This window comes from Telluria sp. AZSoR62 (assembly GCF_058111565.1).
This window is the reverse complement of sequence record NZ_JBYTST010000001.1, coordinates 646625-669973: the sequence shown is the minus strand read 5'-3', so window position 1 is coordinate 669973 and position 23349 is coordinate 646625. Positions and strand designations below refer to the sequence as shown.

Genomic DNA, 23349 nt, shown 5'->3' with positions numbered 1-23349 from the left:
TCAATAAAAACTTCCCTATCAGGAGACACAATGCGTCAAACCAAACTCGCGCTTGCACTGTTGACGGCGGCCGTACTGGCTGCTTGCGGCGGAACCAGTCCAAGCGGCGGCGAACAGACCCAGAAAATCACGTTCTCCCAGCAGGTGTCGTTCGGCGACAGCCTGTCGGACGTGGGCACCTACGCCGTGGGCGCGGTCAAGGCCGCCGGTGGCGGCAAGTTCACCATCAACGGCGACGGCACTTCCAAGAATCCTGAACTGACCGGCAAGATCTGGGTCGACTACCTGGCTGCGGAACTGAAACTGCCTGCGCCTTGCGCGGCTCAGACCGGCCTGATCGGCAACGCAGCCCAGGGCTTCTCGGTCCCTGTGGTCCAGAACCTCACCTGCTTCAACTACGCCCAGGGCGGCTCGCGCGTGACCAACCCGGTCGGCCCGGGCAATCCGGCCACCGGTTCCCCGATCGGCGAGACCACCGTACCGCTGGTGACCCAGGTCGCCAACCACCTGTCCCGCAACGGCAACAAGTTCAGCGGCACCGAACTGGTCACCCTGCTGTCGGGCGGTAACGACGTGCTGATGCAGCTGGCGACCCTGTCTGCCGCCGCCACGGCTGCCGGCAATGCGGCCGGCGCCCAGGCCTTCGCCACCTCGCTGACCATGCAGCTGGCTGCCGGCGCGACCAATCCGCAAAGCGCCGCCCAGGCGATCGGCGTGGCCATCGCCACCGAGAACGCCCGTCCCGGCAAGACCGACCAGAGCGTGGTCCAGGCTGCCGTGACGGCTGCCGCGACCCAGCCGGGCAACGCCGCCGTGGCGCAGCCGGCCGTCTACGGCCCGATGGTCGCCAAGGCCCAGGCCGACGCAACCGCCGCCGGCACCAAGGCCGGCAACGACTATGCCGCCGCCAACGGTCCGAAGATGGTCGCCGAACTGGGCGCCGCCGGCGCGCAGATGGCTGCACTGGTGAAGAACGAAGTCGTGGGCAAGGGCGCCAGGTATGTGGTGGTGGCCAACCTGCCGGACGTGGCCAGCACCCCGGCCGCCAAGTCGAGGACCGCCGACATCCAGGCGCTGATCGCCGCCATGGTCAACGCCTTCAACACCCAGCTCAAGTCCGGCCTGGGCACCGACGACCGCATCCTGTACGTCGACCTCTACACCATCAGCAACGACCAGGTGAAGAATCCGGCGATCTACGGCCTGACCAACACCACGACCCCGGCCTGCGGTCCGAACGCACTGGGCACCACTTCCCTGATCTGCACGAACGCCAATACCGTGGCGGGCGACGTCAGCCACTACATGTTCGCCGACGACATCCACCCGACGCCGTTCGAAAACAACCTGGTGGCGCGTTTCGTCCTCAAGGAAATGGCCGTCAAGGGCTGGCTGTAAGACTGCGCGGGCCCGCCCGGTAAGGGCGGGCCTCACCATCGGAACCAGGAGAAAACAAGAATGACAAACCAATTCAATAGCGTCGTGAAAGCGCTGGCAGTGGCTGCCGCGCTGGCCTGCGCCTCGACCGCATCGGCCCAGTCGGCCGGCCAGTTCACCGCCAAGCTCGGCCTCAACCAGATCACCCCGAAGGTCAAGAGCGGCGACATCAGCGCGCCGGCCTTGCCGGGCACCAAGGCCGATGTCGGCAGCGACATACAGCCGGTGCTGAGCATCGCCTACGGCCTGACCGACAATATCTCGCTCGAAACCTGCCTGGGCACGCCATACAAGCACAAGATCTATGGCGCCGGTGCGATTGCCGGCACCGGCCAACTGGGTTCGGTCGAAGTGCTGCCGCCGACCCTGTTCGCGCAATACCGCTTCTTCGCACCGACCGCGACCTTCCGTCCCTTCGTGGGCATCGGCGCCACCTACGCCTACTTCATGAAAGAGCGTGGTTCGGCCAGGATGACGGCGATCACCAACCCGGGCCGCGGCGTGCCGACCACCTTCAGCATCGACAACAAGTTCACCTACACCCTGCAGGCCGGCGTGACGATGAACTTCAGCGACAAGTGGTTCGCCGACGTCAACGTCAACAAGGGCCGCCTGCGCACCGACGTGCATTTCTCGACCGGCCAGAAGCAGCACATGGAGCTCGATCCTGTGGCGGTCATGCTGGCAGTCGGCTACAAGTTCTAAGGGCGTTTCGCTCGATCGAAGGCCCGCCGCGTGCGGGCTTTTTTTCGTCCCAAAAAAAGCCCCCTGCCAGGGCAGGGGGCTCGGGGGCGACGCGATCCTGGTTACGGCGTCGTCACCGGCGCTGCGCCGACCAGCACGATATCGACCTGCTCCGGCGCACCGCCGGCGAACATGGCGATCTCGGTCAGTTCGGCGGCGTCGATCTTGCCGTTGCCGTCCTTGTTTACATACTGGAACAGCGCGGCGCCGGTGCCGGTAGCGCCTTCGGCCAGGATCAGCAGCTCGTCGTTGAGGGCGAGCTTGCTGAAGTCGAGCGCGGTGTTCAGGGCCAGCAGGGTCTGGGTGACCGCGGCCGTGCTGCCCATGGTGACGGCAGTAGCGACCGTGACCGAGACGGCTTCGGCCGTGGCCTCGAGTGCCGCGCCGGCGCTGGCCCACTGGATCTTGCCGTCGGCATTGTCGTCGATGGCGGTCGCTGCCTTGCCTTCCAGCGACACGGTGTCGTTGCCGGTGTCGAAGCCCAGCACCAGGTCGGACGATGCGCCGTCGATGGTGTCGACCACGATCGCCACCTTCGCGCCCTGGTCGACCACCACGTCGTGGCCGCCGCCGGTGGCGATGCGCAGGGTCGCGGTGCCGCCGGCAACGAATGCTTCGTTGACGTTCTCGGTCGCGGCGCGCAGCGCATTGGCCGAAATCGTCGAGACTTTGGCGACAGTGAAACCTTCCTGGTTGAACAGCCCGTCGCGTCCACCTGCGAATGCCAGCGAGCCCGCTGCCGCATGGCCGGTCGCGGTGGTGAAGGTGTCTGCTTTCCAGCTCGCCTGGTACAGGCCCGCTGCCAAGGGCGCAGCGAAGGCGAGTTCGTCGCCGTCGATGGTGAAGCCGGTCACGGCTTTCGGCGTGGCGGTGCTGATGTCCTGCACGACCAGGCCGGCCGCGTTACCCAGGCCGGTGATGTCGGCGGCGCTGCTGTCCAGGATCACCGAGCCATTGCCTTCGGTGAGGTGGAATTCCAGCGTCAGGCTTGAGGGCGTGCCTGGCTGCGTTGGATTAGGGCCATTGCCCGGCTTGTCGCCGAACAGGGATTCGAGCGCGGCCTTCATGCCGCCCTTGCCGATCTGGTCCTTCAGGTCCTTGATGGTGACGCCTTCCGGCAGCTGCTTGAGCAGCCCGGGCATGCCGCCGCCGCGCATCAGGGTGGCGACGATGCTCGGGTTGGCGGCCGCCGAACGGGCGGTTTCCACCAGGGTATCGACCAGGCTCACCGGATCGGCGCCGCCCTGCTTCGTATCGAACAGGCCCAGCAGTTCGCTGCCGGTGCCCAGGGCGGCCACTGCCTCGGGGGTCTTGGTGGCGACCTCGGCCAGGGCCGCGGTCGACTTCACCAGTGCGTCGATATCGACTTTCTTGGTATTGAGGGTGACGGCGCGCACCAGCACGCGCGCCGCTTCGACCGCTGCGTTACCGGAATAGGCGCTGCCCGACGCCTCGACCTGGGCGGTGAAACTGTCGGCGGCCTGCTGGCGCATCGTGGACAGGGTGCTGTCGGCGCCCTGGGAGCTGCCCAGCACCGTGATGGCGACGTCCGCCAGGGTGGCATGGCCCTTGGCCACGGCATCGACCCAGTAGGCCAGGCCTGCCGGCTCCGGGGCGCGGTTGAACAGTTGCTGGTAGATCTCGGTGATGCGTTCGGCCGCGGTATCGCTGCCGAAACGGACCTGGGCTTCTTCGGAGGTAGCAAAGGCACTCTTGATGGCGTCGATGTTGCCATTAGCCTTGGTCAATTGCTCAGCCCAGTATTTCATACCGGCCGGGTCTGCTGGACGGCCATAGAACGCGAGATAAAACGAATTGACGGTCGAGTTGGTGGTGCTTGCCATGTGGTTGTCCTGTCCAGAAAAAGCTTAGCCGGTAGCCGGCAACATGTCTGGCCGATTATATCCACAAAGAAACTATTTCCACACAGCAAAACTCAATCGAACAACATTTTTGGGAAAGTTAAATGTAACGAAGTGTAAATCTCACAATGTCAGGCGCCTGTGTGCTGGTGAATCGCATCCGGATTCACGCGAGCAGCTCTCCGGCAAGGATCAGGGACACCGGCTTCCCGGTGCCTGGATGGATGGGCTCGCGCAGTGCGCGCACACGCAGGCCGTGGCGTTCGAACAGTGCGATCCAGCTCGACAGGGTGCGGAAATACCAGGGCGGGGCATCCTGGAAGTCGCTGCTGAACCCCGCCCAGCTGCCCGTGCGCCAGCCATCGACATAAGGCGCGTCGCCGCAGGCCATGACCGGATGCACGGTCTGCACCACCATCATTCCGCCCGGGCGCAGGAAGCTGGGCGCCGCCCCGAACAGGCCGTCGACCGCTTCGTTGCCGATCAACGAAAAATTGCACACGGCGAGATCGGCTTCCAGCACCAGCTTGCCGGCGGCGATGTCTTCATAGCTCAGGCAGCGGTAATCGCCGCCGGCGTCCATGGCGCGCGCCGCCTCGACCAGCCCGCCGATGGCATCGACGCCGACCATGGCCACTTCCGGCAGGGCGCGCACCAGCCAGCCTTCGCCGCAGCCCAGGTCGACGGCCGTTTGCGGCGCATGGGCCCGCACCGTGTCGACGATGGCCCCGTTGGTGACCAGGACCCGGGTCTCGATGTCGCCGTTGCGCACGGCGGCCACCCAGGGATCGGTATTGCGGGACCAGGAGTCGATGATGCTGGTATCGAGTTGGCTGGACATGGAGGCCTTTCGCGTTGCGGGTGGAAGGGGTATTCGGTCTGGCTGCCATCGCGACTATACTCTCGCCTGACAGAGCGCATCGCAGAAAGTACAGCACCCATGGTAAGAGAAACACGTCCCGCGCCGCGCCTTCCGCCGCTGCCGGCCGCCGCACCGGCCACGCCCGAAGAAGCCGCCGCCAGGAAGGCCGCGCGCGAACAGAAGGATGCGCAGGTGCGCGGCGTCGCCTCGATCGACGCCATGCGCGAAGCCATCAAGCAGGCGGCAAGCAGCCTGCCGGCCCTGCAGGAGATCCCGCGCGTGAAACGGCTGGACGCGGCGGCGTTCCGCGCGCGCGCCATGCAGGGACTGCCTTTCATCATGACCGGCGTCGTCGATCGCTGGCCGTTGCTGGCGCTGACGCCCGCCGACCTGCGCGAGCGCTACAGCCACCTGCGGGTGCGGGCCCGCGTGGGCGACTACATCAACACCGCCTTCCACCCCGACCGCGCGATGCAAGACATGTCGCTAGGCGAATACCTCGACCTGGCGCCGGGCACCGACGCGCTTCCGCCCTATGTCGGCAACCTGGAACTGCGCGAATTGAACCGCATGTGCCACTGGCCTGCCTACTTCGACAAGATGGGACCGCCGCGCTTCTGGCTCGGCCCCGAGCGCACCATGACCCCGCTGCACTGCGACTACGACGACAACATCTTCGCGCAGATCTGGGGCAGCAAGCGCATCTTCCTGGCGCCGCCGCACCACGACGCCTTTTTGTACCCGAGCGAAGCCAATGCCATCCTGTTCGGTTCACCGGTCGACCCGGAAGCGCCGGATTACGAGCGCTTTCCGCTGGCGCGCCAGGCGGCGCTGGTCGACTGCATCGTGCGTCCCGGCGAGATGCTCTACGTGCCGGCCGGCTGGTACCACCAGGTGCGGGCGCTCGAGTTTTCGCTGTCCTCGAACCGCTGGGCGCGTGGCTTGCCGCTGGCGCTGGCAGGGCGCTAGTGCACGGTGCGCGCGTACTGCGTGAAATGCTCGGCGCTGATCGCGTGCTGGTACAGGAAGCCCTGGTAGATGAAGCAGCCGGCGTCCGACAGGAACTGGCGCTGCCCGGGCGTCTCCACCCCTTCGGCGATCACCTGTAGCCCGAGGCTGTCGCCCAGCGCGATGATCGAGCGTACGATCGAGGCGTCGTTCTGGTCGGTGAGCACGTCGCGCATGAAGGACTGGTCGATCTTGAGCTGGTCCAGCGGCAGCTTGCGCAGGTAGGCCAGCGACGAGTAGCCGGTGCCGAAGTCGTCCAGCGAAAAGCTGATGCCGCGCTGCTTGAGCATGCCCATCGTGTGCGCGGTCTGGGTGAAGTCGCTCACCACCAGGCTTTCGGTCAGCTCCAGTTTGAGGCTGGAGGGCTGCACGCCGGTCTGCTCGAAGATCTCGCTGAGCATGGGCACGAAGTCCGGTTCGGTGAACTGGCCGGCGCTGACGTTCACCGACAGGGTCAGCCCGGCGGTGTCGGGATAGCGCTGCCAGCGCGCCAGTTCGGCGCAGGCGGTGCGCAGCACCCAGCGGCCGATCTCGATGATCATGCCGCTTTCCTCGGCGGCGTGGATGAACTCCGCCGGATACAGCAGGCGGCCGTCCGGCAGGCGCCAGCGCAGCAATGCCTCGGCGCCGATCACGCGGCTGCTGCGGTCTAGTTGCGGCTGGTAGTGCAGCACGAATTCGTTGTCGCGCAGCGCGCGCCGCATGCCGCTCTCCAGTTCCGCCCGCGCCGACCACGCGGCCTGCACCGCCGGGTCGTGGAAGCGGTAGGTATTGCGCCCGCAGGCCTTGGCCTGGTACATCGCGGCGTCGGCCTGGCGCAGCGTGGATTCGACCGTGTCCACCGTGCCGCACATGGTCGCCACGCCCACGCTGACCGATACCGAATACATCATCTCGGCCAGCTGGAAAGGCGCGGCCATCGCGGCCACCACCTTGGCCGCCACCGTTTCGGCCTGGGCCGCCGCGCCTTCGCGCGTGTCTTCGACCGGCTGGATCAGGATCACGAATTCGTCGCCGCCCAAGCGCGCCACCATGTCGGCTTCGCGCACGCAATGCTCCAGGCGCCGCGCCACCGCCTGCAGCAGCATGTCGCCGGCGGCGTGGCCCTGCGAATCGTTGAGGTATTTGAAGTTGTCGAGGTCGCAGAACATCAAGGCGCCGCACTTGCGCGTGCGCGCGCTGCCCAGCAGGGCGCGGCGCAGGTGGTCGAGCAGGCTGGCGCGGTTGGGCAGGTCGGTCAGCGCGTCGAAGAAGGCGAGGCGGTAGATCTTCGCTTCGTTGTGCTTGCGTTCGCTGATGTCGGTGCTGATCACCAGGATCTTCTGCGGCGCGCGGATGGTCTCGTCGGGGCAGAGCAGGGTCCAGCGGGTGTCGGTCTCGATGCACACGCCGTCGCGCCGCATGTGGGACAATTCGCCCGACCATTCGCCCGTTGCAAGCGTTGTCTCGTAGGCGGCATGGTAGGCCGGCAGGTTCTCGCACAGCAGCTCGTTGAACTTCCTGCCGCGTGCCTCGCAAGCGCTCCAGCCGTACAGCCGCTCGGCGCCGCTGTTCCAATAGGAGATGCGCGAATTCATGTCCATGGCAACGATGGCGTCGCGCGCGCGCTGGAGGTAAGAAGCCTGTTCGTGCACCAGCATGTTGGCGTTATGCAGCCGGGTGAAGTCGAACAACAAGCCTTCCAGCACGTAACCCCGCTGCCGCCGCACAGCTGACCCCTGTTCGCACACCCACTTCAAATCGCCGTTAGCGCAGCGGATGCGATAGGTCAGCTGGAATTCGCCCCCATCCTGTATGGCGAGTGCGATCCCGCGTTCCACGCCATGGCGATCTTCGGGAACGATAATGTTGGCATAGGAAAGCCCGGGTCGGGCCATAAACGCAGCTGCAGGGTAACCGGTGAGCCGTTCGATGCCATCGCTGACGAATTCCATCGTCCAGTCACTATCGTTCAGGCAACGGTAAGCCGCACCTGGTAGATTGCGGAGCAGCAGCTCAAGGGATAACGCAGGGGCGTCTTCCATGGCGTGCGAATGCGGTCCATCGAGAGCGCTCATCGGGCCTCGCGAAGTGGTCGTTGAAACGTCTAGTTATGCGCAACTGGTAACTATCGTACCGCAAATAAGAGCAGTATTGACAGCGCTCGATTGAAATCCGTAAATAACTTGTTGTAATAAAATCAGAATGACCAGACGTGGCAGCGCCACCAGCTGTTGCTGGCGGCGCATTGCATCACAAAACGGGAATCAGAATGCGGCAATACCAGTCTGGGCACGGCCCAGGATCAGTGCGTGGATGTCGTGGGTGCCTTCGTAGGTGTTGACCACTTCGAGGTTGACCATGTGGCGCACGATGCCGAATTCATCCGAAATACCATTGCCGCCAAGCATGTCACGGGCAACGCGGGCGATGTCCAGCGACTTGCCGCAGGAATTGCGTTTCATGATCGAGGTGATCTCGACCGCGGCCGTGCCTTCGTCCTTCATGCGGCCCAGGCGCAGGCAGCCCTGCAGGCCGAGGGTGACCTCGGTCTGCATGTCGGCCAGTTTCTTTTGCACCAGCTGGTTGGCGGCCAGCGGCTTGCCGAACTGGTGGCGGTCGAGCACATACTGGCGCGCGGTATGCCAGCAGTCTTCGGCCGCGCCCAGCGCGCCCCAGGCAATGCCGTAGCGGGCCGAGTTCAGGCAGGTGAACGGGCCTTTCAGGCCGCGCACGTCCGGGAAGGCGTTTTCTTCAGGGCAGAACACGTTGTCCATCACGATTTCGCCGGTGATCGAGGCGCGCAGGCCGAACTTGCCGTGGATGGCCGGGGCGGAGAGGCCCTGCATGCCCTTGTCGAGCACGAAGCCGCGGATTGCGCCCTCGTCGTCCTTGGCCCAGACCACGAACACGTCGGCGACCGGCGAATTGGTGATCCACATCTTGGAGCCGGTCAGGCTGTAGCCGCCGTCCACCTTGCGGGCGCGGGTAACCATCGAGCCCGGGTCGGAACCGTGATTCGGCTCGGTCAAACCAAAACAGCCGATCCATTCGCCGGTGGCCAGCTTCGGCAGGTATTTCTGCTTGGTCGCTTCATTGCCGAACTCAAAGATCGGGACCATGACCAGCGAGGACTGCACGCTCATCATCGAGCGGTAGCCCGAGTCGACGCGCTCGACTTCGCGCGCGATCAGGCCATAGGCGACATAGTTCATGCCCGGGCCGCCGTACTGCTCCGGAATGGTCGGGCCCAGCAGGCCGAGTTCGCCCATTTCGCGGAAGATCGAGGTGTCCATGCGTTCGTGGCGGAAGGCCTCGAGGATGCGCGGCTTGAGCTTGTCCTGGCAATAGGCAGCGGCGGCGTCGCGCACCATGCGCTCTTCATCGGTCAGCTGGCTGTTCAGCAGCAGCGGGTCATCCCAATGGAAGGCGGCTTTGCGGGGCGAATCGGAACGGTTCATGGATCATCCTGTCTCGGTAAGTTCTTGGTAGAAAGACGCGCGCCCGGCCACCGGCCCGGGCCCACCATCATTGGCCATTATAGGAATGACGCGCCGCCGCATCTTTTGAAATGGCGACAACGATTTTCATTTTTGCTCGGCACGCGTCGTGCGGGGCGCGCAGCCCGGGGCTGGCGACCGCCTACTGGCTGAACGATACCGTTTCGCCCAGCCCGGCATCGCGCAGGCGCGACATGTCCCGCGTCGGCGTGTTGCCGAAATGACGGGCGTACTCGCGGCTGAATTGCGAAGCGCTGACATAGCCGACCCGCTGGCAGGCCAGGTTCGCGTCCATGCCGGTGGACAGCATCAGCCGCCGCGCTTCCTGCAGGCGCAGGGTTTTCTGGAATTGCAAGGGACTCATCGAGGTGAGCGACTTGAACTGCCCGTGCAGCGACGACGGGCTCATGTGGGCGAACCCGGCCATGTCGTCGATGCGGATCGGCTGGTCGTAGTGGGCGCGGATCCATGCGACGACCTTGCCGATGCGACGCGTCTCGACCCGGCCCAGTTGCGCCAGGCGGGCGCCGAACGGGCCGCGCAGCAGCCGCAGCATGATTTCGTCGATGGCCAGCGGCGCCAGCAGCGCGGCATCGTCCGGCGCCGAGGCCAGCGCCAGCAGGCGCGCCGCGGCGTCGACGATCGCGTCCCCGGCCTGGGCGACATACACGGCGCGGCCGTCGCGCACCGGCGGCACGCCCTCGGGCCAGGCTTTGAGGATCAGATCGGCCAGCCGCTCCTGGTCGAAATCGAGCCGGAACGACAGGTAGGGCGCGGCCACGCTGGCTTGCCTGATCATGGCCGCGATCGGCAGGTCGAGCGAGAAGATCAGCATGCGCGAAGGATCGTAGTCGTAGGACTCGCCGCCGAGCATCACGGTCTTGGCGCCCTGCGCGACGAGGCACAGGGCCGGCCGGTGCAGGCCATGGACCAGCTCGGCGCTTGCGGTCGAGGTGCGCACCGCATGCACGCCCGGGATGCAGGTCGCAAACGAGCCATCGTGCGGCGCATGGGCGGCCAGCAGCGCGGCCAGGCGCGCCAGCGGGCCGCCCGGCGCGCCGGCCGGGACAGGGGAGGGGGCAGGACTGTTCATGGTCTGCTGGCAGGATACAACATTGCCTGGCTCCGCGTTTCCGCCTCAGGCCGGGTGGTCGGTCGAGCGCGACAGGCTGGACAGGGCGCCGAGCTCGGCCAGCCTGGCGTCGATGGCGGCCGAGGCCATGGCCAGCGCATCGCTCCCCGCCAGGAACTGGCGCGGCGGCTCGGCCATGCCGGCCAGTTGCAGCACGGCGGCTGCCAGCTTCACCGGGTCGCCCAGCTGCTTGCCCTTGTAGGCGCCGTAGGCCGCTTCGACCGAGCCATGGGCCGCGTAATCGTCGATCAGCTTGTCGCCGTAGCGCACCGAGTTCTGGTCGAGGAATTCGGTGCGGAAGAACCCCGGCTCGACCACCGTGACCCGGATGCCGAACTTGGCCACCTCCAGCGCCAGCGAGGCGGACAGGCCTTCGATCGCGTACTTGGTGGCGCAGTAGACGGAGGCGCCGTCGAAGCCGGTGACGCCGGCGATCGAGCTGATATTGATGATGTGCCCCGCGCGCTGGCCGCGCATCACGGGCAGCACCGCCCGCAGCACGTGCATGACGCCGTAGACGTTCACGCCGAACTGGCGTGCGATCTCGCCCGTCGAGATTTCTTCAAAATTGCCCAGCAGGCCATAGGCGGCATTGTTCACCAGCACGTCGATGCGGCCGAAGCGCGCGACGGCCGCCTGCACCGCCCGCGGCGCCTGGGCCTCGTCGGCGACGTCGAGTTCGACCAGGGCGACCTGGTTTGGGTCGATGCCGGCGAAGGTGTTCTTGAGTTGGGCCAGGCTGCGGCCGGCCGCGACGACATGGTCGCCGGCGGCCAGGGCAGCGTGGGCAATGTTGGCGCCGATACCGCGGCCCGCGCCAGTGATGAACCAGACTTTACGCATGATGTGCTCTCCAGGTGATGCCACGTGCGTGGCGTTAAGATGGAGAGCATGGTAGGGCGGGCGCTGCCCGCGGACTTGCCTGAAACTCCAGGGAGCTGGCGTAATCCTGTCGGTTTGCGCCTAGCCGGTCTTGCCGAAGCGTCCGCCGTGGAACAGCAGGGCCGGCTGGGGATGGACGGCGCATTGCTCGACTTCACCCACGAAGATGACGTGGTCGCCTTCGGGATAGCGGCTGCGGTTGTGGCATTCGAACCAGGCCGAGACGCCCTGCAGGATCGGCTGGCCGGTGCGCGACAGTTCGTAGTCGACGCCCTCGAAGGGATTGTCGGTGCGGCGCGAGAAGCGCATTGCCAGTTCTTCTTGTCCGGCGGCGAGGATGTTGATCACGTAGTGCGAATTGCCGCTGAAGATGGGCAGGCTGTTCGCGCCCGCGCCCAGGCTCCACAGCACGAGCGGGGGTTCGAGCGAGACCGAGTTGAAGGAACTGGCGGTCAGGCCGCGGAATGTACCGTCGGCAAGACGCGTGGTGATGACGGTGACACCGGTGGCGAATTGCGACAGCGCATGGCGGAAATGCGCCGAATCGAAACCGCGCGATGCGGCGTGGGGAGCACGTGTATTCATGGGGACCTTGAAGGATGGCGCCATTATGCCATTGTCGCGCGCCAAGGCGAGCCCGGGTCCCTGCCGCACTGCAGAGGGAGCGGGTTTGCGTTACATTAAGTGCTATCGAAACTGACGAAACAAGGTGTGCGATGAGCGAGCAAACAGCAACCGAAGTGGCCATCCTGGGCGGCGGGTGCTTCTGGTGCCTGGAGGCGGTGTACCTGGAAGCGCGCGGCGTGACCCGGGTCGAATCGGGCTACATGGGCGGCCACGTGGTCAACCCGACCTACGAGCAGGTGTGCGCGGCCACCACCGGCCACGCCGAAGTGGTGCGGGTGGAATTCGACCCGAACGTGATTTCCTACCGCGACATCCTGGAAGTGTTCTTCACCATCCACGACCCGACCACCCAGGACCGCCAGGGCAACGACGTGGGGCCGCAGTACCGCTCGGTGATCTTCACCACCTCGCCCGAGCAGGAAGCGACCGCGCGCAAGGTGATGGCCGAGATGGCCTCGGTGTGGGACGCGCCGATCGTGACCCAGTTGCTGCCGCAGGAAACCTGGTACAAGGCCGAGGATTATCACCAGAATTATTTCGCGCAGCATCCGCTGCAGGGGTATTGCGCCTTCGTGGTGGCGCCGAAAGTCGCAAAATTCCGCAAGACGTTTACGGAGCGGCTGAAGTAACAGGAGAGTGCGCTCTGCCGGGCATCGTAGGGTGGGCGTAAAACAGTCCACCGGACTGTTTTACGCCCACCCTACGATTTCGTTGAAGCGTCACGGGTACATGTACTTGCGCGACCACGGAATCTGCCCCGGATCCCCACCCGCCTTCCCGCACACGATCTGGTACAGGCTGATCCTGTCATGCGCAAACGCATACGCGCATCCCGCCAGGTACAAATGCCAGATCCGGAACCGCTTCTCGTCGGTCAGCGTGCGGATATGCGCGGCATTGTTCTCGAAGTTGTCGGTCCACAGCGCGCACGTCTTCGCGTAATGGCGGCGCAAGTTTTCCACGTCGCGCACTTCCAGACCGCCTTCCTGCATCGCATGCACCACCGTGGCCAGGTGGGCCAGCTCGCCGTCCGGGAAGACGTATTCGTCGATGAAATCGCCCCCGCCATAGGGCGTGGCGCTGTTGTCCACGTTGGTGGTGGTAATGCCGTGGTTCATCACGACGCCGCCCGGCGCCAATAATTTGTCCACTTGTAAAAAATATGCCTTCAGCTGGGCCACGCCGACGTGCTCGAACATGCCGACGCTGGTGATGCGGTCGAACTGCCCGGCGACGTCGCGGTAGTCCTGCAGGCGGATCTCGACCTGGCCCTGCAGCCCGGCCTGGGCCACGCGCTCGCGCGCCAGCGCCGCCTGGTTGTCCGACAGCGTGACGCCCACGCAACGCGCGCCGAAGTGCCGGGCCGCGCGCAGCACCAGCGCGCCCCAGCCGCAGCCGATGTCGAGCAGGGTCTGGCCGGGCCGCAGGTCGATCTTGCGCAGGATGTGGTCGATCTTCTTTTGCTGGGCCGTGGCCAGGTCTTCCGTGCCGGTTTCGAAATAGGCGCAGGAATACACCATGCCGGGATCGAGCCAGGCGGCGTAGAAATCGTTGGAGACGTCGTAGTGATAGCGGATGGCTTCGGCGTCTTTTTCGCGCGTGTGCGGCGCACGGTGGATGCCGACACGCAGGGCGTCGGTGAAGCGGTTGCTCTTGCCGGCCAGGTTGGCGGCGAGGGTGTTGCCGACGTTGATGATGTCGGCGGCGCGCCCCTTGATCTCGATGGCGCCTTCGACATAGGCGCGGCCCAGGCTGTAGAGCGAAGGCGAGCGCAGGTAGCGCAGGGCGGAGCGGTCGGGCACGCGGATGGTGACGCGCGACGCGGCCGCGCCGGTCGCCTCGGAAGAAAACTCGAGTTGCCGGCCGTCCCATAGTTCGACCCGCAAGGGCAGGGACAGCTTGTTACGCAGGCCTGCACTCCAGGCCGACAACATCATCTGTTCGAACACGATCACCTCCGGCGTTGACAGCCGGCGTGCAGTGTTGCGCTGCGCCCGGCTTACGGTTGCAAACGCAGTCGCGTCCAGCTGCCGTCTTCCTGCCGCTCGTAGACGATGCGGTCGTGGAAGCGGGAGCGGCGTCCCTGCCAGAACTCCAGGCGCTCGGGCACGAGGCGGAAACCGCCCCAGTTGCCTGGCCGCGCCGGATCTTCGCCAGCCAGCCGCGCGGTGGCGTCGTAGTTCTCTTCGAGTTCGGCACGGCTGCCGATGGGAGCGCTCTGTTGCGAGGCGATGGCCGACAGGCGGCTTTTCAAGGGGCGGCTGCGGAAATAGCGGTCGCTTTCCTCGGCGGACGTGCGCTCCACGCGTCCTTCAATGCGAACCTGGCGTTCAAGTTCACTCCAGAAGAATAGCAAGGCCGCATGTGGATTATTTTGCAACTCCTCAGACTTTCGGCTGTTATAGTTGGTGTACCAGGTGAAGCCGCGCTCATCGAATTGCTTGACCAACACAATACGCGAGCTCGGCCTGCCATCCAGGCCCACGGTGGCCACCGACATCGCATTCGGCTCGTTCACCTCGGCCTTCAGGGCCTGCTCGAACCACTGCGTGAACTGCAGCATCGGATCGTCCATTACTTCGGTTTCGTTCAGGCTGGCCTGGCCGTAATCCTTGCGCAGGTCGGCCACCGCCTGGCCCACGGCCGGCGCCGCACCCTGCGGCTCGATGCCGCGGCGCGCCTGCATCGCCTTGCCCAGCTGCGCCATTTGCTCCGGACTGAACAGGCGCATGGCCATCGGCGCCATCGTGCTTTCCTCGCGGTCCATGTGCGAGGAGTAGCGCTGGCTGAAGCGCTGCACGGCGCTGGCCGACAACACGCTCGACCTGCCTTCGGCAATGGCCACCAGCTGCTCGTGCAAGTCCTGCCACAGCGCGTCCATGTCCTTGTGATCCTGCAGGATTACCGGCGCCAGCGCCTGCAGCGTCGCGGCGTCCTCGCCTTGCGCCACGGCGCGCAGCATCGGGATCAGGTCCTGCTCCTCGTCCTCGTGGTGCAGGTGGGCCGCCTTGTCGAAATATTTCAGTACCGCCGCTGCCGCCTGGCGCGCCTGCTCGTCGGCCCCGAATTCGGGCAGGTGGGCCAGCAGCTTGTCGAGCGTCGCCAGCTGCTTGCGGATGCGTCCGTGGCAATGCTTGAGGACAGCGATCGGCTGGTCGAAATCGGGCGCGGTGTCGTGGAGAAGTGGGGTCATGGGGCGTTTTGTTAACAGGCGAAAATATTTGATTGACGAGAAGTTATTTTAGTGCAGATGCGAAACGATCGTCCGTTAAAATGGCGGGATGATCCTGACAGACACCCCCGCTTTTGCAGCCACCCTCAACGATGAAGTCGACTTTGCGCGCCGTTTCGGCGGGATTGCGCGCCTCTATGGCGAGCGTGCTCTCGAACGCTTCCGTGCGGCGCACGTTTGCGTGATCGGCGTGGGCGGCGTCGGCTCCTGGATCGTCGAGGCGCTGGCGCGCAGCGCGGTCGGCCACCTCACGCTGATCGACCTCGATAACGTGGCCGAATCGAACATCAACCGCCAGTTGCAGGCCTTGACCTCGACCATCGGCATGGCCAAGATCGACGCCCTCAAGGAGCGGATCGCGCAGATCAACCCGTTCTGCAAGGTGACCCTGGTCGAGGACTTCATCGACCCGACCAATATCGAGGCCATGATGGCCGGCAAAGGGTTCGACTATGTGGTCGACGCCATCGACGGCGTCAAGTCCAAGGCCGCCCTGATCGCCTGGTGCAGCGCCAACAAGATGCCCCTGGTCGTCATCGGCGGCGCCGGCGGCCAGATCGACCCGACGAAAATCGAGGTGCGCGACTTGGGCCGCACCGAGCAGGAGCCGCTGCTGAAAAAGGTGCGCAAGCTGCTGCGCGCGCAGTACGGCTTCGCCCGCGGCGAAAAGAACAAATACCACATCGACGCCGTCTTTTCGATGGAGCCACTGCGCTATCCGGACAGCGGCGACGCCTGCGCGGTCGACCCCAACGGCGTGACCGGCCTGAACTGCGCCGGCTTCGGCTCGAGCATGGTGGTCACGGCCACCTTCGGGATGGTGGCTGCCGGACACCTGCTGCGCAAGCTGGCCGACGCGGCCAATGCCGAGCCGCTCGAGGGCGCTCAACCGGAAACTGTGCAAGCGGAAGAGGCCTTGCTATCATAGGATCAGTTAATGATCTTTTGATTGGAAGAGCCACCATGATTCGTCGCACCCTCTTGTCCGCCCTGATGCTGGTGGCCACCGCCGCCAGCGCCCAGGACACCACCGTCCAGGACGCCTCCAAGCCGACCACCCAGCCTGCGCCCGAGCAGCAGACCGTGCCGCAAGCCACCCAGCCGGCGCCGCAAGCCGCGCCGACCCTGCCGCCGCTGCCGACTCCACAGGTCGAGATCGTCGACCGCGTCGTGGGCAAGGGCAAGGAAGCCACCATCGGCAGCAATGTCGTGGTCAACTACACCGGCTGGTTCCACAAGCCCCTGGCGCCGAAGCAGCGTGGCCGCAAGTTCGATTCCTCGCTCGACGCCGGCCGCGAGCCGCTCGAGTTCCAGCTGGGCGCGGGCCGCGTCATCAAGGGCTGGGAGCAGGGCGTGGCGGGCATGAAGGTGGGCGGCAAGCGCACCCTGATCATCCCGAGCGCACTGGCCTACGGCAAGCGCGGCGCAGGCGGCGGCGAGATCCCGCCGGATGCCGACCTGATCTTCGACGTGGAACTGCTGAACGTAAAGTAAGTCAATCCCATCACGAGATGGTGGCTCCGAGGAGAATGGCATGCGAATCGCAAACGATGTCACCGAGCTGATCGGCAACACCCCCCTGGTCCGGATCCGCAGGCTGGCGCAGGGCGCCGGCGCGGACATCGTGGGCAAGCTCGAATACCATAATCCCGCCCATAGCGTGAAAGACCGCATCGGCCTGGCCATGATCGAGGCCGCCGAGCAGGCCGGGCTGATCAAGCCCGACACCGTCATTGTCGAACCCACCAGCGGCAACACCGGCATCGCGCTGGCGATGGTGTGCGCCGCGCGCGGCTACCGCTGCAAGCTCGTCATGCCCGAAACCATGAGCAGCGAACGGCGCATGCTGCTGCGCGCCTATGGCGCCGAGCTGGTGCTGACCCCGGGCAGCGAAGGCATGCTGGGCGCGATCCGCCGGGCCGAAGAACTGGTGGCCTCCGACCCTACCTGTTTCATGCCGCAGCAGTTCAACAACCCGGCCAACCCGGATATCCACCGCCGCACCACCGCCGAGGAAATCTGGCGCGACACTGACGGCAAGGTCGACATCCTGGTGGCGGGCGTGGGCACCGGCGGCACCATCACCGGCGTGAGCGAGATCATCAAGTCGCGCAAGCCGGGCTTCCAGGCCATCGCCGTGGAGCCGGAAGCCTCGCCCATGCTGTCCAAGGGCAGCAAGGGCCCGCACCCGATCCAGGGCATCGGCGCCGGCTTCGTGCCGCAGGTACTCAATACCCACGCCTACGACGAGGTCATCACCGTCAGGAACGAAGACGCCTTCGAGACCGCCCGGGCCGCCGCGCGCGAGGAAGGCCTGCTGGTGGGGATTTCATCGGGCGCGGCGCTGTGGGCGGCGATCCAGGTGGCGCGCCGGCCCGAGAATGCGGGCAAGCTGATCGTGACCATCATCCCTTCGTTCGGGGAGCGCTATCTCAGCACGGCGCTGTACGCGAACCTGGCCGGCTGAGACCGTAGTTATTTCCATGTGGACACAAAAGTTGCTGTAGCTCAGTGCTGAGGATGGCGCGCGCCGTATCCTGTCTTCAGCGGTGACGACACGCGTTCGACCGGAGCACCGGTCGGGAAACGCTCGGGACGATCGTCGCCGACAACTTTCCCATGGAGCGCGCTATGGCCACACCACCTTTCAAGGCGGGCAAGCAGGGTGGTTTTACCCTGATCGAGCTGATCGCCGTCATCGTCATCCTCGGCATCCTGGCCGCGACCGCGCTGCCGCGGTTTTCCAACCTGGCCGGCGATGCGCGCGCCGCCAACCTGCGGGCAGCCAAGGGCGCCCTGGTATCGACGGCCTCGATGGTGCGTGCCAAGGCAATGGTCAGCAACAACATGATGAGCGGCGCGGTCTTCTTCGAAGGCCAGACCATCCTGCTCCACAACGGCTACCCGGCCGCGGGCGACCTCGGGCAGGTACGCCTGTTTGCCGCGGCCGCGGGCCTGGGCATGGGCGTGACGCAGCACGACGACTACAACATCACCTTCGAGAACGGCGGCCTGATGGTGTCGCCGAAAAACGTGAGCAGCGCGAACAGGATGGCCTGCGCGGTGACCTACATCCAGGCGGCTTCCCCCGATACGCCGCCGACCTACATCGAACACTCCAGCAACGGCAAGTTCATCTGCGATTAGTGCGCGTGCGCATGCCCTTCATGCTCGTGCCCGGCCAGCGCGCAATCGTGCCGGGTGGTGCCTTCTTCCACCTGCAGCGTGCAGTGGTGGATGCCGAAGTCCTGCCGTAAGCTGGCCACCATCTCGTCCAGCACCCGGTCGCCCGGATACCCGCCGGGCATCACCACGTGCGCCGTCAGCGCGTTCTCGGTCGTGCTGATGGCCCAGATGTGCAGGTCGTGCACTTCCTTCACGCCCGGCCGGGAGGCCAGGTAGCTGCGCACCGCGCCCGCGTCCACGCCGGGCGGCACGGCGGCCATCGAGAGCTGCACCGATTCGCGCAGCAGCGACCAGGTGCCCAGCACGATCACCACCACGATCACCAGGCTCACCGCCGGGTCGATCCAGGTCCAGTTGGTCGCGAGGATGACCAGGCCCGAGATCACCACCCCCAGCGACAGCGCGGCGTCGGCCGCCATGTGCAGGTAGGCGCCGCGCACGTTCAGGTCGCCCTTGCTGCCGGCCAGGAACAGCCAGGCCGAGAAGCCGTTGATGAGGACCCCGATGCCCGCGACCACGGTGACCGTCATGCCTTCGACCGGCGCAGGGTTGGTGAAGCGGTGCACGGCTTCCCAGGCGATCGCGCCGCAGGCCACCATCAGGAGCAGGCCGTTGGCCAGCGCCGCCAGGATCGAGGAGCCGCGCAAGCCGTAGGTATAGCGGCGGGTCGGGGCGCTTTTCGCCAGTGCGGCCGCGCCCCAGGCCAGCATCAGGCCCAGCACGTCCGACAGGTTGTGGCCGGCGTCGGCCATCAGCGCAGTGGAATGGGCGATGAAGCCATAGACGAACTCGATGACGACGAACAGCGCATTGACGCCGATCGCCAGTGCAAAGGCGCGCCCGTTGCCCGCCGGGTCGGGCATGTGGTGATGGTGGTGCCCGAAGCCGTGGGAGTGGCCATGGTCGTGATCGTGATCGTGATCGTGGTGGTCGTGCTTGTGGTCGCTCATGCGTCGATTCCGGTGGCTGGTTCGGCGATATGCTCGAACATGTTGGCGAGCAGGCTGCTGATGTGGGCATCGGCAGCCGAATAGAAGACCTGCTTGCCCTGGCGCTCGGCCTTGACGATGCGGGCCGCGCGCAGCAGGCGCAGGTGGTGGCTGACCAGGGAGCTGGACAGCTCGAGCGAGGCGGCGATCTCGCCCACCGCGGTCGGCTGGCCCAGGCAGGCCAGCACGATACGCAGTCGGGTGGCGTCGCCGAGCAGGTGGAACAGGTCCGCCAGCTCTTCGACGGCGCCGGCGGCGAGTTCGAAGTCGGGGTGGTGGGTCATCGTACTATTTGTTCAACATGTGAAGAGTTGTTCACATGTTAGGCCAAATTGGCGGATGCGGCAAGCGGCTTGTCGCTGCCATGCGTGCAACCCGCTACACCGCGGCGCGACGACCCAATGACGCGCTGCCTGATGAAACGGCTGAGTTCGTTTTTCCCCTGTAGTATTCGGTCCTGCATCCGATGCCGCTGCCACCGCCGGTGCGGTCGTGCCACGGTGAGGATGCTGTATTTCTGCTCGCGTGGCTGCGCACCTTCCACATCGGCCTTCAACCCCGTACCCCGGTCCGGCGGCAGAAGGTCACGGCGCCGGTCGCGCGAGGGTCATCCGGAGCGAGAGCCTGGATGCCGGTCACATCACAAAGAAAATGTATGGCTTATATTGCTGTCTTCGCTGTCGCCCTGGTCTTCTGGACTGTCGTCTCGGTCATCGGTGGCGGTGCGGAACCCTGGGACCTGGCGCATTATTGGACCGTCATTTACCCGATCGCGCTCGTTTTGACAGTGATGATGGGGTGGGCGCTGAAACGTTCCCAATGGTCCGCGGGCGCCATTGTCATGTTTGCCCAGATCCCCGCGATCCTGGCGACTTCCGGTGCCTCCGCACTGTTGGGTGCAGGGATCGTATATGTGGCTCTCCTGTCGGTTCCCGCGATCGCCCTGTCATGGTTCGCGGGCAAAATGCGGCAGGCTTCTCTCCGAAAATAAGCTCCGGCAGTCTGACTGCCGGCGGCACCGGCCGCCGCCGCCGATACATCCTGGCTCCGGCCGCCGCATCGCGGCTCAGCGCGCGTCGAGGAGCTGCCCGTCGCTGTCGCGCAGCTCGGCCGTGCCCAGCCCGAGCGGCTGCAGCTGCGGCAGGATGCGCTTGCGGTCGCCCACGGCCACCACGATCATCCGCGCCGGGTCCAGGTGCTTGCGCGCCGCCCCCTGCACCTGCGCGGCCGTCACCGCAGCCAGCTGCGCGGGCAGGCGGCTGTAATAGTCGAGCGGCAGCCCGTACAGGAAACTCTCCGCCAGGCTGGCGCCGATGTCGGCATTGGTCTCGAACTGGCCCGGCAGCGACAGCAATTGCGCGTCGCGCGCGGCGCTGAGCTCCGCCGGCGGCAGCGCGGCCTCGCGCATGGCGGCGACCTCGCGGAAGATCTCGCGCACCGAAGCGCCGGTGGCGCTTTGCTTGACGCTGCCGGCGATCACGAACGGACCCGGCGTGCGGTCGTAGCGGAATTCGGAGAACACGCCGTAGCTATACCCCTTGGTCTCGCGCAGGTTGTTGTTCAGGCGGCTGGAGAACATGCCGCCCAGCGCGCCGTTCATCACTTGCAGCGCCGGGAAGTCCGGGGTGTCGCGGGCCACGCCGATGCTGGTCACGCGCAGCGCGGTCTGGCCGGCGTCCGGATGGTCGACCACGACCAGGCGCGCCCCGGTGGTCGCGGGCGCGCCCGGGCTGCCGGCGGGTGCATCCGCGCCGGCCCAGGCGCCGAAGCGCGCCTCGGCCAGGGCTTTCAGTTCTGCGCGCGTGATATCGCCCGTTACGACCAGCGCCGCGTTTTCCGGCACGTAGTGGCGGCGCCAGAAGGCGACCAGGTCGTCGCGGGTGGCGTCGCGGATGGCCGGCTCGGTGCCGAGCTGGCCGTAGCCCTTGGCGTGCTTGCCGCCGTACAGGGCACCGGCGGCGGCCACCGAGGCCACGCTCTCCGGATCGTCGCGCTGCTGGATCAGTTCACCGATGCGGTCGGCGCGCTGGCGCTCGACTTCGGCGATGGGAAAGGCCGGGCGCTGCACGATATCGGCCAGCACGTCCAGCGCCGGGGCGAAGGTCGAGCGCAGCGACAGCAGCGACACGATCGACGCGTCGGCACTGGTGCCGCTGCCCAGGAAGGCGCCGAGCTGCGCGATCTCGTCGGCGATCTGCGGCGCGCTGCGGGTGGCCGTGCCTTCTTCGAGCATCTGGGCGGTGAAGCCGGCCAGGCCGGGCAGCCCGGCCGGGTTGGCGGCGCTGCCGCTGCGCACCACCAGCTGGGTCGACACCAGCGGCAGCGCCGGGTTGTGGTGGTGGATGATGGTCAGGCCGTTGGCCAGCTTGAAGGACTCGCCCTGCGGCAGCGTGAACTGCGGCGCCGGGCCGGGCTTGGGCGCCTGCGCGCGCCACGGCTCGGGCGCATTGATGCCGGCGCTGTCGCCGCTGCCGGCCTTGGGCGGCTTGGGTGCGCGCGGATCGTTCACCACCTGCTTGCCGGGCAGGCCGGTGACGACGGCGCGCGCCTGCTGGCCAAGATGGCTGCGCACCGCGCGCTGGATATCCGCCGCCGTCACGCGGCGCAGGCGCGCCAAATCCTTGGCCAGGTAGCCCGGGTCGCCGGTGTACTGGTTGTAGTGGTTGAGCTGGTCGGCCAGGCCGTCGCCGCCCAGCTTTTCGATGGAGCTCAGCAGCGCCGTTTCGAGGCTATGGCGGGCGCGCTCGACTTCGCGCGCGCTCGGGCCCTGCTCGCGCAGCAGCGCCAGTTCGGCGTCGACCGCCGCCTCGAGCTCGCGCGCCTGAACGCCGCTGCGCGCGGTGACGTCGATGACGAAGGTCGAGCTCAGGCCATACGAGTTCTGCGAGGCGCCGACTTCCTGCGCGATCTGGCGTTCGTACACCAGCTTCTTGTACAGGCGGCTGGCCTTGCCGCCGCCGAGGATCTCGGCCGCAAGCGCCAGCTCGGCGTCGCCGGCCTGGTAGGCGGGCGGCGTGAGCCAGCCCATGAACACGCGCGGCAGCTCGACCCGGTCGCGCACCACCACGCGTCGTTCGGCGGTGATCGGCGGCGTGACGATGCTCGGGCGTGCCACCGGCGCGCTGCGGCGCAGGCTGCCGAAATATTTTTCGACCAGCGCGCGCGTCCTTGCCTTGTCGATGTCGCCGGCGATCACCAGGCTGGCGTTGTTCGGGCCGTAGAAGCGCTCGAAGAAGCTGCGCACGTCCTTGAGCTGGGCGTTCTGGATGTCGGCATGCGAGCCGATGATCGAGGCGTGGTAGGGATGGTTCTTCGGGAACAGCGCCTGCGCCAGCGCTTCCTCGACCACGCCATAGGGCTCGTCCTCGACCGTCTGGCGGCGCTCGTTGCGCACCACGTCCTGCTGGTTGGTCAGCGCCTTCTGGTCCAGCACGTCGAGCAGGTAGCCCATGCGGTCGGCGTGCACCCACAGCGCCAGCTCGAGCTGGTTCGAGGGCACGGTGTCGTAATAGCTGGTGCTGTCGTAGCCGGTGCCGCCATTGCTGTCGGTGGCGCCGGCGCCCTCGAGCAGGCGGTCGGCCAGGCCGCGCGGGACGTGGCGGGTGGCGTTGAACATCATGTGCTCGAACAGGTGGGCGAAGCCCGCCAGGCCCGGTGTCTCGTTGGCGGGGCCGACGTGGTACCAGAGGTTGACGGCCACGATCGGCAGGCGCTTGTCTTCGACCAGGATCAGCTGCAGCCCGTTGGGCAGGACGGTTTTTTCAAAGGCGATGGTGGGCAGCGGCGTGGTGGCAGGCTGGGCCTGCGTGTCCTGGGGAAGTACGGTCATGAGGGTGATGGTCAGGATGAAACGAGCAAAAAATAAGAAGGAAGGCATGCCGGACTCCGGTCGGTGGCAGCTCGGTGGTG

Annotated in this window: 21 protein-coding genes; 9 read left to right on the top strand and 12 right to left on the bottom strand. The window is 66.2% G+C overall.

The annotated features are described in order from the left end of the window. Window positions 1-30 precede the first annotated feature (30 nt). Both AC3XQU_RS02935 and AC3XQU_RS02930 read left to right on the top strand, forming a co-directional pair. On the top strand, window positions 31-1398 hold the full coding sequence (locus AC3XQU_RS02935) for an SGNH/GDSL hydrolase family protein (RefSeq protein WP_489872624.1): 1368 nt from the start codon (window positions 31-33) through the stop codon (window positions 1396-1398). Between the two features lie 60 nt (window positions 1399-1458). Next, window positions 1459-2142, top strand: coding sequence for an OmpW/AlkL family protein (locus AC3XQU_RS02930; protein WP_489872623.1), 684 nt, complete (start codon window positions 1459-1461; stop codon window positions 2140-2142). Between the two features lie 101 nt (window positions 2143-2243). Here AC3XQU_RS02930 and AC3XQU_RS02925 read toward each other — a convergent pair whose 3' ends face one another. After that, window positions 2244-4025, bottom strand: a complete 1782-nt coding sequence (locus AC3XQU_RS02925) for a DUF4214 domain-containing protein (RefSeq protein ID WP_489872622.1) — start codon at window positions 4023-4025, stop codon at window positions 2244-2246. Between the two features lie 184 nt (window positions 4026-4209). Continuing rightward, complete coding sequence (locus tag AC3XQU_RS02920; protein WP_489872621.1) at window positions 4210-4884, bottom strand: class I SAM-dependent methyltransferase; 675 nt, start codon at window positions 4882-4884, stop codon at window positions 4210-4212. Between the two features lie 99 nt (window positions 4885-4983). On the opposite strand from AC3XQU_RS02920, the gene AC3XQU_RS02915 reads away from it, so the two are divergent. Beyond that, a complete protein-coding gene (locus AC3XQU_RS02915) occupies window positions 4984-5874 on the top strand; it encodes a cupin-like domain-containing protein (RefSeq protein ID WP_489872620.1) in 891 nt (296 codons plus the stop codon). On the opposite strand, the gene AC3XQU_RS02910 is transcribed toward AC3XQU_RS02915, so the two are convergent. The 5 genes from AC3XQU_RS02910 to AC3XQU_RS02890 form a co-directional block, all read right to left on the bottom strand. Continuing rightward, on the bottom strand, window positions 5871-7847 hold the full coding sequence (locus AC3XQU_RS02910; RefSeq protein ID WP_489872619.1) for a putative bifunctional diguanylate cyclase/phosphodiesterase: 1977 nt from the start codon (window positions 7845-7847) through the stop codon (window positions 5871-5873). The two genes, AC3XQU_RS02915 and AC3XQU_RS02910, sit on opposite strands and share 4 nt — an antisense overlap. Window positions 7848-8159: 312 nt before the next feature. After that, the gene (locus AC3XQU_RS02905) at window positions 8160-9353 is read right to left on the bottom strand and encodes an acyl-CoA dehydrogenase (RefSeq protein ID WP_489872618.1); all 1194 of its coding nucleotides are present in this window, start codon (window positions 9351-9353) and stop codon (window positions 8160-8162) included. 181 nt (window positions 9354-9534) lie between these two features. Further along, a complete protein-coding gene (locus tag AC3XQU_RS02900; RefSeq protein WP_489872617.1) occupies window positions 9535-10485 on the bottom strand; it encodes an AraC family transcriptional regulator in 951 nt (316 codons plus the stop codon). A 45-nt stretch (window positions 10486-10530) separates the two neighbouring features. Continuing rightward, window positions 10531-11367 (bottom strand): SDR family NAD(P)-dependent oxidoreductase, encoded by an 837-nt coding sequence (locus AC3XQU_RS02895; protein WP_489872616.1) that lies wholly within the window; start codon window positions 11365-11367, stop codon window positions 10531-10533. A 120-nt stretch (window positions 11368-11487) separates the two neighbouring features. After that, window positions 11488-11991: a flavin reductase family protein gene (locus AC3XQU_RS02890; protein WP_489872615.1), complete on the bottom strand. Its 504-nt coding sequence runs from the start codon at window positions 11989-11991 to the stop codon at window positions 11488-11490. Between the two features lie 131 nt (window positions 11992-12122). Between AC3XQU_RS02890 and msrA the strand changes: the two genes are divergently transcribed. Beyond that, window positions 12123-12662, top strand: coding sequence for a peptide-methionine (S)-S-oxide reductase MsrA (msrA, locus tag AC3XQU_RS02885; RefSeq protein WP_489872614.1), 540 nt, complete (start codon window positions 12123-12125; stop codon window positions 12660-12662). A gap of 90 nt (window positions 12663-12752) precedes the next feature. On the opposite strand, the gene AC3XQU_RS02880 is transcribed toward msrA, so the two are convergent. Together AC3XQU_RS02880 and pdxH are read right to left on the bottom strand one after the other, a co-directional pair. After that, window positions 12753-13982, bottom strand: a complete 1230-nt coding sequence (locus AC3XQU_RS02880) for a class I SAM-dependent methyltransferase (protein WP_489872613.1) — start codon at window positions 13980-13982, stop codon at window positions 12753-12755. A gap of 50 nt (window positions 13983-14032) precedes the next feature. Then, entirely contained in the window at window positions 14033-15226 is a 1194-nt protein-coding gene (gene pdxH / locus AC3XQU_RS02875; protein ID WP_489872612.1) for a pyridoxamine 5'-phosphate oxidase, read from the bottom strand. Between the two features lie 88 nt (window positions 15227-15314). Here pdxH and tcdA point away from each other — a divergent pair, with 88 nt between their 5' ends. The 4 genes from tcdA (at window position 15315) to AC3XQU_RS02855 (ending at window position 18412) form a co-directional block, all read left to right on the top strand. Continuing rightward, window positions 15315-16193, top strand: coding sequence for a tRNA cyclic N6-threonylcarbamoyladenosine(37) synthase TcdA (gene tcdA, locus AC3XQU_RS02870; protein ID WP_489872611.1), 879 nt, complete (start codon window positions 15315-15317; stop codon window positions 16191-16193). 35 nt (window positions 16194-16228) lie between these two features. Beyond that, a complete protein-coding gene (locus AC3XQU_RS02865) occupies window positions 16229-16759 on the top strand; it encodes an FKBP-type peptidyl-prolyl cis-trans isomerase (RefSeq protein WP_489872610.1) in 531 nt (176 codons plus the stop codon). A 40-nt stretch (window positions 16760-16799) separates the two neighbouring features. Beyond that, complete coding sequence (gene cysK / locus AC3XQU_RS02860) at window positions 16800-17732, top strand: cysteine synthase A (protein WP_489872609.1); 933 nt, start codon at window positions 16800-16802, stop codon at window positions 17730-17732. A 164-nt stretch (window positions 17733-17896) separates the two neighbouring features. Then, on the top strand, window positions 17897-18412 hold the full coding sequence (locus tag AC3XQU_RS02855; RefSeq protein ID WP_489872608.1) for a pilus assembly FimT family protein: 516 nt from the start codon (window positions 17897-17899) through the stop codon (window positions 18410-18412). On the opposite strand, the gene AC3XQU_RS02850 is transcribed toward AC3XQU_RS02855, so the two are convergent. Together AC3XQU_RS02850 and AC3XQU_RS02845 are read right to left on the bottom strand one after the other, a co-directional pair. Continuing rightward, window positions 18409-19401 (bottom strand): cation diffusion facilitator family transporter, encoded by a 993-nt coding sequence (locus AC3XQU_RS02850; RefSeq protein WP_489872607.1) that lies wholly within the window; start codon window positions 19399-19401, stop codon window positions 18409-18411. The genes AC3XQU_RS02855 and AC3XQU_RS02850 overlap by 4 nt on opposite strands. Next, a complete protein-coding gene (locus tag AC3XQU_RS02845; protein WP_489872606.1) occupies window positions 19398-19724 on the bottom strand; it encodes an ArsR/SmtB family transcription factor in 327 nt (108 codons plus the stop codon). Before AC3XQU_RS02845 ends, AC3XQU_RS02850 begins: the two co-directional genes overlap by 4 nt. Window positions 19725-20095: 371 nt before the next feature. Between AC3XQU_RS02845 and AC3XQU_RS02840 the strand changes: the two genes are divergently transcribed. Continuing rightward, window positions 20096-20431: a hypothetical protein gene (locus AC3XQU_RS02840; protein WP_489872605.1), complete on the top strand. Its 336-nt coding sequence runs from the start codon at window positions 20096-20098 to the stop codon at window positions 20429-20431. 75 nt (window positions 20432-20506) lie between these two features. Here AC3XQU_RS02840 and AC3XQU_RS02835 read toward each other — a convergent pair whose 3' ends face one another. Next, window positions 20507-23317, bottom strand: coding sequence for a M16 family metallopeptidase (locus AC3XQU_RS02835; protein ID WP_489872604.1), 2811 nt, complete (start codon window positions 23315-23317; stop codon window positions 20507-20509). Window positions 23318-23349: the final 32 nt, after the last annotated feature.